At 67.2% G+C, this 11,198-nt stretch carries 8 protein-coding genes and 1 pseudogene; 1 reads left to right on the forward strand and 8 read right to left on the reverse strand.

Annotated features, from left to right (window positions below; all coding sequences use genetic code 11):
* Position 1: 1 nt before the first annotated feature.
* Positions 2-1,474, forward strand: a complete 1,473-nt coding sequence (locus AB4Z01_RS08070; protein WP_441692289.1) for a DDE-type integrase/transposase/recombinase — start codon at positions 2-4, stop codon at positions 1,472-1,474.
* 32 nt (positions 1,475-1,506) lie between these two features.
* Here AB4Z01_RS08070 and AB4Z01_RS08075 read toward each other — a convergent pair.
* From AB4Z01_RS08075 to AB4Z01_RS08110, 8 genes and pseudogenes are all read right to left on the reverse strand, one after another.
* A pseudogene (locus AB4Z01_RS08075) lies at positions 1,507-3,267 on the reverse strand (MGH1-like glycoside hydrolase domain-containing protein); the annotation flags it as partial.
* A 1-nt stretch (position 3,268) separates the two neighbouring features.
* Positions 3,269-3,859, reverse strand: a complete 591-nt coding sequence (locus AB4Z01_RS08080) for a cysteine hydrolase (protein ID WP_441692290.1) — start codon at positions 3,857-3,859, stop codon at positions 3,269-3,271.
* The gene (locus AB4Z01_RS08085; protein ID WP_441692292.1) at positions 3,859-4,929 is read right to left on the reverse strand and encodes an ABC transporter ATP-binding protein; all 1,071 of its coding nucleotides are present in this window, start codon (positions 4,927-4,929) and stop codon (positions 3,859-3,861) included. Before AB4Z01_RS08085 ends, AB4Z01_RS08080 begins: the two co-directional genes overlap by 1 nt.
* Positions 4,916-5,695 (reverse strand): ABC transporter permease, encoded by a 780-nt coding sequence (locus tag AB4Z01_RS08090; protein WP_441692294.1) that lies wholly within the window; start codon positions 5,693-5,695, stop codon positions 4,916-4,918. The genes AB4Z01_RS08085 and AB4Z01_RS08090 overlap by 14 nt, the downstream gene beginning before the upstream one ends.
* Before the next feature lie 331 nt (positions 5,696-6,026).
* Positions 6,027-6,947 (reverse strand): ABC transporter permease, encoded by a 921-nt coding sequence (locus AB4Z01_RS08095; protein ID WP_441692295.1) that lies wholly within the window; start codon positions 6,945-6,947, stop codon positions 6,027-6,029.
* A 295-nt stretch (positions 6,948-7,242) separates the two neighbouring features.
* Positions 7,243-8,313: an ABC transporter substrate-binding protein gene (locus AB4Z01_RS08100; protein ID WP_441692297.1), complete on the reverse strand. Its 1,071-nt coding sequence runs from the start codon at positions 8,311-8,313 to the stop codon at positions 7,243-7,245.
* 339 nt (positions 8,314-8,652) lie between these two features.
* Complete coding sequence (locus AB4Z01_RS08105) at positions 8,653-9,411, reverse strand: LuxR C-terminal-related transcriptional regulator (protein ID WP_441692298.1); 759 nt, start codon at positions 9,409-9,411, stop codon at positions 8,653-8,655.
* Positions 9,412-9,915: 504 nt separating this feature from the next.
* The gene (locus tag AB4Z01_RS08110) at positions 9,916-10,674 is read right to left on the reverse strand and encodes a LuxR C-terminal-related transcriptional regulator (protein ID WP_441692299.1); all 759 of its coding nucleotides are present in this window, start codon (positions 10,672-10,674) and stop codon (positions 9,916-9,918) included.
* Positions 10,675-11,198: the final 524 nt, after the last annotated feature.

The raw sequence follows: 11,198 nt of genomic DNA on the forward strand, positions 1-11,198 counted from the left end.
GATGGAACTGAAGCTGCACGCCAACGCCACCACCACCCCGAAGATCCGGGCCTACATCCAGACGAGTGACCAGTCGGTCGCCGCCTTGGCTGCGGAGCTCGGAGTGAGCGAGACCACCATCCGTCGCTGGCGCGGCCGCGACAGCGTCCGGGATCGCCCGCACACACCGAAGCGGCTGACCACCCGTCTGACGGCGCTGGATGAGGCACTGGTCTGCGAGCTGCGCCGTATGCTGGCCCTGCCGCTCGACGATATCGTCGAGGTGATGCGCCGCTGTGTCCGCCCCGACCTGTCGCGCAGCGCCATCCATCGCTGCCTCTGCCGCCACGGCCTGAGCCGCCGGCCGACACCCGACAAGATCCCCGCCGGCGTCTTCGAACACGCCACCGTCGGCTTCATCCACATCGACCTCAAGCACCTGCCCGCCCTCCAGCGCCAGAAGAGCTATGCCTTCGTCGCCATCGACCGGGCCACCCGCTACGTCTACCTGGAAGTCCACACCCGCCGCGACGCCGTCACCGCCGCCGCCTTCCTGAAGCGCTTCCTGGCCGACTTCCCATACCCGGTCCACACCATCCTCACCGACAATGGCAGCGAGTTCACCGACCGCTTCGCCGTCGACATGCCCGACAAGCCTGAGGGACGCCCTTCCGGACGACACCCCTTCGATCGCGTCTGCCAGCACAACCGCATCGCCCACCGGCTCACCCGGCCCTTCCGGCCACAGACCAATGGCCTGGTCGAACGCTTCAACCGTCGCCTCGCCGAAGCCCTCCGCGGCCACCGCGCCGCCGCCCGCAACGGCGGCAAGAACAAGTTCGACAGCCATCCCGAACGCGATGCCTTCCTGGCCCGCTTCGTTGCCGACTACAATCGCACCAGACTCAAATGCCTCGGCTACCACGCCCCGCTCGAGGCACTCTCCAATCTCCCGGGACCAAACACGAAAGCGGGGATCTCGCAACGCACTCACCGGCGGGAGATTCCCGCTTTCGCGGGAATGACGGCCAAGGGATGGGCCGCTGTTCTGAAAAGGTCTCGCTATGCGGCCAGGATCACCCGCAGGGTGCGGCTGGCGGCGCCGGCGGTCAGGTCCACGGTGACGCCGCCCTCGGCCCGCGGGGTGGCGGATTCGTCGCCGAGGCGCAGGTCCAGCACCCGGTCCGGCGCCAGCGACGGGAAGCGCAGCCAGGCGCCAGGCGGCAGCTCCGGCGGCAGGGTGACGGCGATGTCGCCCTCGCCGAAGCGCAGCTGCGACAGCCGGCCCCGGAGATTGGTCTCCAGCAGGATCCGGCTGCCGCGGCGCAGCGCCAGCACGCCGTCCGCGATCGCGACCGTCACCGCGCCGGCCGGGCTGGCGATCGGGCCGAGCGTCGCGTCGGTGCCGCCATTCACCAGCTCCCACCCGCCCCAGGGATTGATGTCCATCACCTGGGCGACGCCCAAAGCCGGCATCAGCGCGCCCCAGCTGTAGAAGCCCTCGGTGTCGGGCTGGTCCATCGGCTCGCCGGTCTCGGCGTTGAAGTTCTCCGGGCACAGCCGGCGCTCGTCCCAGGCCCGGGCGAACAGGCGGACGCTGTCATCGGCCAGGCGCGCGGCCTCGGCCTCGAAGCCGTTGCGGCGCAGCCCGTGCCAGACCATCCAGTTCAAGGGCGGCCAGATCCGGCCGCGCCAGTAGGAATTGTCCTTCGCCGCCGGGTCGTCCCGCGTGGTGCCGGGGATGACGAACTCGCCGCCGAAGGTGGCCGGGTCCTCGAGATGGGCCAGCAGTTGCTGCGCCTGGTCGGGCGAGGCGGCGCCGCAGATCAGCGGGTAGAAGCTGGTCGGCCCCAGGCTGCGCACGAAGTCGCCGGACCACAGCCGGTTGGCGAAGATGCCGCGGCTGTCGTCCCACAGCTCCGTGCCGATCTTCGCCCGGGTGCGGGCAGCGGTCTCGGCATGGGCGGCCGCGGCGGCCTCGTCGCCCAGCTCGGCGGCGATCCAGGACAGCACCTCGGCGTCGAAGGCCAGCAGGCTGTTCAGCCCGACATCCTCCGACCGCAGCGTGCGCGTCTCCGGGTCGTAGGCCGCCTGGTCATGGATCGGCGAGTTGTCCATGCTGGATTCGTTGCGGGCGCCGAAGGAGGTGCCCTTGTACAGCCCCTCGCCGACATCCGAGGTGCCGTAGGAGACCAAGCCCCGGCCGCGCGGGTCGCGCTCGCGCCACCACCAGGCGTGGTTGCGCGCCAGCGTGGCATAGGCCAGCTCCAGCATCGGCCGCGAGCGGGCGCGGAGATAGATCAGCCACAGCAGGAACGATCCGATCGGCAGCTGGGTGCGGTCGACCCAGGCGTCGTTGGCGGTCAGCAGGCAGGCCAGGTTGCCCTCCGGCGTGGCGCTGGCCAGCGACGCCGCCAGGTTCTCGCGCGCCATCTCCTGGTCCAGGTACCCGGTCAGCAGCGCGTTGTAGAGCTGGTCGTTCAGCCAGACGCCGAAGCCGCCGAATTTCGACAGGTTCCAGTTCCGGCTGATCGAGGTGTAGGGCCGGTGGTTGACCTCGTCCCACACCGTGTTCCAGGCCATCACGTCGCGCAGTGCGTCCAGCGCCCCGGCCTGCGTTCCGGTCTGGCCGGGCAGGGCAGGGGCCTCGCCGGGCTCGGCCGCCAGCGCCTTGGCGCGCTCGACCGCCAGATCGGCCCGGTCGGCCACGGCGACGCCGATGCCGCCATTGCGCATCATCTCCAGGTTGAAGCGCAGCACCAGCACCGGCGCCGCCTCCGACCGCGAGGCGAGGTGGAAATAGCCGTTCGTCTCGTAATCCGCGGCCACGGCCTCGACCGTGGCGTGGCCGGTCACCTGCACCGGCGGCTCGGCGCTGGCCAGGGCGACGAAGCGGTGGCCGACCTTGACCACGGCGGCGCCGGCGGGGTCCCAGCGCACGGTCTGGCCATCCTCGGCCGACAGGCACAGGTTGAACCAGAACCGCAGGCCCCATTCGCCGGTCTTCGTGGTGCGCCAGGTTCCGGACAGCTCGAACGGACCGCGCTTGGCCCAGCGCCAGGCCAGGCCGGTGCCGGCATGGTCGAGGTCCAGCTCCACCAGTCCGCCATCCAGGGCGTGGCGGCCGTAGCGCACCGACTTGGCCGGGAACAGCGTCGCGCTGCGGCTGCTGTCGGCATAGGCCAGCGGCGTCACCCGCACGCCGAGCGGCAGGAACACCATCTCGGCCGGGCGGCTGGACCAGGTGTTCCAGGCCCGGGCGAGCGGGACGGTGGTATCGCGCAGCATCTCAGCTCCAGGCCCGCAGGGCCGCTTCGGTCGTGACGATCTCCACCTGCTGGTCGAAGCGCGGCAGGATCAGGTCCAGCGTGGCGTGATGGCCGGGCAGCGACGAGCTGGTCATCGCGTCGGCCACGGCGACGATGCGGAAGCCGCGGTCGATGCCGTCGAGGATGGTGCCGAGGACGCAGACATCGGTCTCCACCCCGGTGACGATCAGCGTGTCGGCGCCCAACGCGGCCAGCCGGTCGACGAATTCCGGCGCGGCGAAGGCGGAATGGGTCGGCTTGTCGATGACGCTGCCGGGTTCGGCCAGGGCGGCGAGATCGGCCACCAGATCCAGCATGCCGGGCGCCAGGCTCGGCCGGGTCACCGCGGCCCAATGCGTGTAGTAGCGGCGCCAGGTGCCGGGGGCGTCCTCCGCCCGCTCCGGCGTCACGAAGCGCGGGAACAGCGTGCGGCCGGCCTTGGCCAGCGCGGCGACATTGGGGACGATGCCCATCAGCGCCGGGGTCGACCACACCGTGTCCTCGGCGAACAGGCGCTGCAGGTCGATGGCGATGTGGATCGTGTTCGGTGACAGCGGCCCGAAGCGCAGCATCAGTCCTCCAGCGCGATGGTGTGGGCGGCGGACCAGCCCAGGGTGACGGACGCGCCGGGCTCCGGTGCCGCGCTGTCCTGGGACCGGTTCTGGGCGAAGACCTTCAGCTCGCGCCCGTCCGGCCCGGCCAGCAGATAGGTCGAGACGGCGCCGGCATAGATCACCTCGCGCAGCGTCGCCGGCAGGTGGTTGTCGAACGGGCTGGCGGTGTTCGGCGCCAGGATCGTCATCTTCTCCGGCCGCACCGCCAGCGTGACCTTGGACCCGGCCGCCGGCAGCGGACCGGCGACCCGCACCGTGCCGCCCGGCACCTCGACGCTGCCGGCCACGACTGTGCCCTCGAGGAAGTTGGCGTCGCCCAGGAATCCGGCGGCGAAGCGGGTGCGCGGCTGCTCGTAGATCTCGCCCGGCGCCCCGTCCTGCACGATCCGGCCGCGATCCAGGATGGCGATGCGGTCGGACAGGGTCAGCGCCTCCTCCTGGTCATGGGTGACGAAGATGGTGGTCAGGCCGCTCTCGCGCTGGATCCGCTTCAGCTCGACCTGCATCTCCTGCCGCAGCCGCCGGTCCAGCGCCGACAGCGGCTCGTCCAGCAGCAACACGGTCGGCTTGGTGACGATGGCGCGGGCCAGCGCGACGCGCTGCTGCTGCCCACCCGACAGCTGCTTCGGGCTGCGGCTCTCGAAGCCGGTCAGGCGCACCAGCTCCAGCGCCTCGCGCGCCTCCTTGGCGGCGGAGGGGCCGCGCACGCCGCGCCGGTTCAGCCCGAACATCACGTTCTGCAGCACGGTCATGTGCGGGAACAGGGCGTAGGACTGGAACACCATGCCGATGCGCCGCTTCCACACCGGCACCCGCGTCACCTCCTCGGGCCCGATGCGCAGCTCGCCCTCATCCGGCACCACGAAGCCGGCGACGATGCGCAGCAGCGTGGTCTTGCCCGAGCCGGAGGGGCCGAGCAGGCTGGTGAAGCGCCCGGCCTCGAAGGTCGCGCTGATCCGGTCCAGCACGGTGGCGGGGCCATAGCGCTTGCTGATGGCCGTGACCTCAACCCCGTTAACGCCGCTCACGGGCGCCTCCCATGTTCGACAGCAGGGCAAAAGCGAGAACCAGGACCATCGAGGCGCCCAGGAGGATGGTGGAGATGGCGTTGATCTCCGGCGTGAAGCCCTTGCGGATGGCGGAGTAGATCTCCACCGGCAGGGTGGTGACGCCGGGCGTGGCCAGGAAGTAGGAGACCACGAACTGGTCCAGCGACACGGCGAAGGCGAACAGCGCCGCGGCGATGATGCTGGGCAGCAGCAGCGGCAGGGTGACGCTGAAGAAGGCGTGCAGCGGGGTCGACCCCAGGCTCATCGCCGCCTCCTCCAGGTCGGCGCGCTGCGACTGCAGCCCGGTGCCGACCACCAGCACGACATAGGGGATGGCCAGGGCGACATGGCCGATGGTCATGGCGAACAGGCCGCGGCCGATGCCGGTGGAGAAGAAGAACACCAGCATGGCGGTGCCGGTGATCAGCCAGGGAATGGCGATCGGCGGCAGCAGCAGCAGCTGCAGCAGCGACCGGCCGCGGAACTTGCGCCGCGACAGGGCCAGCGAAGCGGGGGTGCCGATCGCGGTCGCCAGGATGGCGGTGACGATGGCCAGGACCAGGCTGTTGCCGCTGGCCGACAGCAGCCGGTCGTTGCCCGGCAGCTTGGCGAACCAGTCGAGCGAGAATTCGAAGGGCAGCTGGTACAGCGGCGAGGCGTTGAACGCCATCACCACCATCACCGCGATTGGCAGGTACAGGAAGGCGATGACGATCCAGAGATGGGCGAGGCCGAGGCGTCTCATGCGCGGTCCCTCCCGGTTCCGGCGCAGTCGGGTTCAGGCATCGCGGGACGATACCGGCGGCGGGGATGCGAACAGATTGCCTCTCCCGCTTGCGGGAGAGGTCGGACATCCGAAGGATGTCCGGGTGAGGGCATAGCGGCCTTGCCGAAAGCACGGCTTTGCCGCGAAAGAGCGCATGATCCGCCCGGTCCTGAAACGCTGATCCTGACCGCGGCCGGGCCGCCCTCACCCGGTCTCGCTGCGCGAGCCCGACCTCTCCCGCAAGCGGGAGAGGCAAAGGAATAGCGCCCGGAGATCTGCGAATGGGACGGGGACTTGGCGAGAGAACCCATCATGCCCCCGCCCCCTGCTGCCGCTTCAGCACCGGTGCGGCCAGGGCGAAGATCGCCAGCACGATCGCCAGCATGGTGAAGGACAAAGCGGCGCCCAGCGGCCAGTTGAAGGCCTGGGTGAACTGGTCCTCGATCACCGTGCCCATGGTGACGCCGACCCGGCCGCCGAGGATGCGCGGCTCCATGAAGCTGCCGATCACCGGCACGAAGATCAGGACCGAGCCGGAGACCAGCCCCGGCGTCGCCAGCGGCAGGATGATCTTCCAGAACACCACCGGCGCCCGGGCACCCAGGCTTCGCGCCGCCTCCAGGATCTGGTCGTCGATCGCCACCAGCGACAGGTAGCAGGTCAGGATCATGTAGGGCAGGTAGGCATGCACCAGCCCGACCACGATGGCGGGGTAGGTGTACAGCAGGCCCAGCGGCGCCGCGTCCGGCAGGATCCAGTGATAGAGGCCATCGATGATGCCGCCGTCGCGCAGCACCATGGTCCAGGAGAAGACGCGGACCAGTCCGTTGGTCCAGAACGGCAGGATGATCAGCAGGAACAGCACCTGCCGGGTGCGGCCGAAGGTGGAGCGGGCCAGGGCCAGCGCCGCCGGCAGGCCGACCGCGGCGCAGATCAGCGTGGTCCAGATCCCGATCGACAGCGAGGTCCAGGCGACGTCGCGCAGATAGGGCCGCTTGAGGAAGGCCAGGTAGTTGTCGAGGGTCCAGACGATCGCCCGCCCGCCGAACGGCGCCACCTTCAGGAAGGAGAAGCCGAGCATCATCAGCAGCGGCAGGAAGATCGCCAGCGTCAGCCAGCCATAGGCCGGCAGCAACAGCCCCGCCGTGGCCACCCAGCCGCGCTTCTCCGCCCCGCCCGCGGCCGGCGCGGTGATGGCGGAAGCGGTTGTCGGCGCCGCCAGCTCGGTCATCGGGTCATCCCCTTGCACCCATCCTCAAACTCTCCTCCTGTCATCCTCGGGCTTGACCCGAGAACGAGGGGCTTCGAGAGCGGCTCTTGGCGGCCCCTGGATGCCCGGGTCAAGCCCGGGCATGACAGAAATGAAGCGATGCGTAGCCTCTCCCGCCCCAAACCGTCATTGCGAGGAGGCGCAGCCGACGAAGCAATCCATGCCGCCGCTCTTGCTGCCCCATGGATTGCTACGCTGCGCTCGCAGTGACGGTATTGAATGAGGCAAACGGGCGAGGCAACGCAACGAGCCAAGCCTATCCCGCGTAGAACGCCTTCGTCTCCTGCCACAGGTCCGAGAACGCCGTCCTCTGGTCGTCGCTCAGCGGCGACATGAACTGCAACTGGGACAGGTACTCGGCCTTGTGGATCTGCTTGTTCAGGTCGTCGGCCGGCAGCGCCGCCATAGCCTTGGCGTTGGCCGAGGCCGGGGCGCCGACATTGGTGGCCCAGTAATCGTAGAAGCCGGGGTCGATCATGTAGTTGATGAAGGCCAGACCCGACTCCTTGCGGGTGCTGGTGGCCGGCACCGACAGCCCGTCGATCCAGCCGATCCCGCCTTCCTTCGGCACCACGAAGTCGACCGCCAGCTTGAAGTTGCGCTGCGACCGCACGGCCGCGCCCGACCAGTAGATCGAGACGTCGAACTCGCCGGCGGCGAAGGCCTTGTTCCACTGGTCCTCACTGGACCACAGCAGCTTCACGCCGGGCTTCAGCTCCTTCAGCTTGGCGGCGACGGCGGCCATGTCCTTGGGCGCGTTGATGTCCTGCCCGGTCATCAGCGCGCCGATGCCGATCGCGGTGACGGCGTCGTCGAACAGGGCGACGCGGCCGGCCTGGGCCGGGTCGGCCAGCACCGCTAGGCTGTCGGCCTTCACCTTGTCGCGGCGCAGGCCCAGCGCGTTGATGCCCCACAGCCAGGACACGCCATAGGCCTTGCCGTCCTTGTGGAAATTGGCGTGGTCGCGCAGCGCCGGCGCCAGGTCGGCGGCGTTCGGCACCTTGGCCAGGTCCAGGGGCTCCAGCAGGTCCTCGGCCTGGGCCTGCAGGGTGCGGGCGCTGTTGATCAGCACCACGTCATAGGTGCCGGGGTTGGTGCGCAGCTTGGTCAGCATCTCCTCTTCGGAGTTGAAATAGTCGTGCTTGACCTCGATGCCGGTCTTCTCGGTGAAGGCCTTCAGGGCCCAGGCCTCGTCGGTGCCGTAGCCCTGCCAGTTCAGGACATAGATGGTCTCGGCCGCCCGCGCCCGGCGCAGCGGCATGGCCCCGGCCAGTGCCCCGGCCCCGAGCAGGGCGCCGAACCGGCGCCGATTGACTATGACGGACATGAAACGCTCCCCGGCGGTTATTGTTTGTACACAAACGATGCTAACGCGGGGTGGTAGGGATTGTCAAATTGCGTTGGAGGGTGCCAGTCGGTCTCCGGTGATGAGAGCCGGCCCGGCATCCGGCATCAAAAGGGCCGCAAAGCCGTCTACTCCGAAAGACGTATTTGGCTAAGCTGAATAAAGTGTTATGGTTACTTCGCTTCGACCGAGGAAATGAATGTGTTCGGGCCGTCACCCGGCACACGGTATTGCGGATAAAGTATTCTTGCCCGTGTTGACGGATCGGGAAGGAACGCTTGAAGCTGGAAAGGCCGCCAGACAATGGCGGCCTTTTCCATGTCAGACAGCGCCCCTTTTTGCTGCGTGCAGCTTGAAGGCGATTTCGGTCCGGTTCCGGGCCTGCAGCTTCTTCATGATGGTCCGGATATGCACCTTCACGGTGCTCTCACACAGGTTAAGCTCATAGGCGATGATCTTGTTCGGCTTGCCCTGGGCGACGGCATCTGCGACTGCGCCTTGCCGCTCCGAGAGGCCGAGCAGGCTGTGAGCGGTCTGCTCCCCCTGCGGCCGCTCATKGCCGGAGTTCCGGAGAGCGCTGGCAGGGACGAACGTGCCTCCGGCCATCGCGAGGCAAAGCGCCCCGATCGCGACGCTCAGGCTGACGCTGGTCGGGATATAGCCGCGGGCCCCCTGTGCCAGGATCTCGGCGACATACCGGGAATCCTCGCTTTCGCCCATCACGACCACGGGGATGTCGGGATGGGCGCCGATCAGCGCCCGGAGCTCGTCCCCGGGCGACGTGCCATCATGGCTGACCGCGCCGCACTCCAGCAGGATCACCGAGGTATCGTCTCGATCCGGGCTCCGCTCCCATTCACCGATGTCGGCAAATGCCCGGCTCCGAAAGCGGGCATCGGCTCCCGCCAGCGCCTGGGTCAGGGTTTCCCGGCCCAGGACACGTCTGTCGATGATCGCGACCATTCTCAGGCCAGGAACGGGATGGTCCACCGTCCGGTCCCTGGTGGAATGATCAATCTCAGCTTCCGGCGTCCCGATAATGGTGGAACGCGCATCGGCTTGGTTGCTGACGAAATACATAATCCACCCTATGTTGTATTGGAGGGTAGTGTTCCCCCTTTCCGCTTTGTCCTATCGAAGGCGCTTTGCGCTTCTCATCCTCGCTCGTACAGCCAGCAGGCTGCTCGGGGAGGTCCGGCTGGGCTAAGTTCAAACATAATTGTACGACTTTTATGCAAAAGCAACTTAACCGACCATACGCCTTTCGGTGAGGCCGATGTAGACGAGGCAGCAACCTGCAAGACCATTCCGAGGCCGGACGGGTCAAGCCTGTCGCCCAGCGCGATGGCGTCCCGAAGATGGAGCCGCCCGGCATCCGGGTCGGGCAGATCGACTACTCCGAAAGAGGTACTTGGGTCACTTTCATAACATGTTATTAATACTGTGCTTCGACCGAGGAAATGAATGTGTTCGGGCCGTCACCCGGCACACGGTATTGCGGATAAAATATTCTTGCCCGTGTTGACGGATCGGGAAGGAACGCTTGAAGCTGGAAAGGCCGCCGTCATGGCGGCCTTTTCCATGTCAGGCGGCGCGGGTCTTTGCTGCATGCAGCTTGAAGGCGACTTCGGTTCGGTTCCGGGCGTGCAGCTTCCTCATGATGGACCGAATGTGCACCTTCACGGTGCTCTCACACAGGGCCAGTTCATAGGCGATGATCTTGTTCGGCTTGCCCAGGGCGACGGCATCGGCGACAGCGCCCTGCCGTTCCGACAGGCCGAGCAGGCTGTGAACGGTTTGCTCGCGCTCCGGCCGTTCATGGCCTGAGTTCCGAAGAGCGCTGGCAGGGACGAAGACGCCTCCGGCCATCGCGAGACAAAGCGCCCCGATCGCGACGCTCAGGCTGACGCTGGTCGGGATGTAGCCGCAGGCCCCTTGTGCCAGGATCTCGGCGACGTACCGGGAATCCTCGCTTTCGCCCATCATGACCACAGGGATGTCGGGATGCGCGGCGACCAGCGCCCGGAGCTCGTCCCCGGGCGACGTGCCATCATGGCTGACCGCGCCGCACTCCAGCAGGATCATCGAGGTGTCGTTTCGATCCGGGCTCCGCTCCCATTCACCGATGTCGGCAAATGCCCGGCTCTGAAAGCGGGCATCGGCTCCCGCCAGCGCCTGGGTCAGAGTTTCCCGACCCAGGGCACGTCTGTCGATGATCGCGACCATTCTCAGGTCAGGAACGGAATGGTCCACCGTCCGGTCCTTTGTGGAACAATCGATTGCCAGTTTTGCCGCCTCGATCGTGGCGGGAAGCGCGTCCGCCTGGTTGCTGACGAAATGCATAATCGACCTGATGTTGTTGCAGAGGGTAGTGCTTCCGCTTCCGCTTCATCCTATCGAGGGCGCTTTGCGCTTCTCATTCTCGCTCGCACAGCCAGTAGGCTGCTCGGGCGGTCCGGCTGGGCTAAGTTAGAATATAATTGTATTACTTTTTATGTAAAAGCAACTTAACTAACTATACGCCTTTCGGTGAGGCCGATGTAGACGAGGCAGCACCTGCAAGACCATTCCGAGGCCGGACGGGTCAAGCCTGTCGCCCAGCGCGATGGCCTCCCGCAGATGGGAGCCGCCCGGCATCTGGGTCGGGCAGATCGACTACTCCGAAAGAGGTACTTGGGTCACTTTCATAACATGTTATTAATACTGTGCTTCGACCGAGGAAATGAATGTGTTCGGGCCGTCACCCGGCACACGGTATTGCGGATAAAATATTCTTGCCCGTGTTGACGGATCGGGAAGGAACGCTTGAAGCTGGAAAGGCCGCCGTCATGGCGGCCTTTTCCATGTCAGGCGGCACGGGTCTTTGC

This window comes from Inquilinus sp. YAF38, assembly GCF_052113205.1.
GTDB lineage: Bacteria > Pseudomonadota > Alphaproteobacteria > DSM-16000 > Inquilinaceae > Inquilinus.

Excerpts from the sequence above, each read along its gene's own strand:
- AB4Z01_RS08070 (WP_441692289.1), top strand. The coding sequence starts at position 2 with ATGGAACTGAAGCTGCACGCCAACGCCACCACCACCCCGAAGATCCGG.
- AB4Z01_RS08100 (WP_441692297.1), bottom strand. The coding sequence starts at position 8,313 with ATGTCCGTCATAGTCAATCGGCGCCGGTTCGGCGCCCTGCTCGGGGCC.
- AB4Z01_RS08080 (WP_441692290.1), bottom strand. The coding sequence starts at position 3,859 with ATGCTGCGCTTCGGGCCGCTGTCACCGAACACGATCCACATCGCCATC.
- AB4Z01_RS08095 (WP_441692295.1), bottom strand. The coding sequence starts at position 6,947 with ATGACCGAGCTGGCGGCGCCGACAACCGCTTCCGCCATCACCGCGCCG.
- AB4Z01_RS08110 (WP_441692299.1), bottom strand. The coding sequence starts at position 10,674 with ATGCATTTCGTCAGCAACCAGGCGGACGCGCTTCCCGCCACGATCGAG.
- AB4Z01_RS08090 (WP_441692294.1), bottom strand. The coding sequence starts at position 5,695 with ATGAGACGCCTCGGCCTCGCCCATCTCTGGATCGTCATCGCCTTCCTG.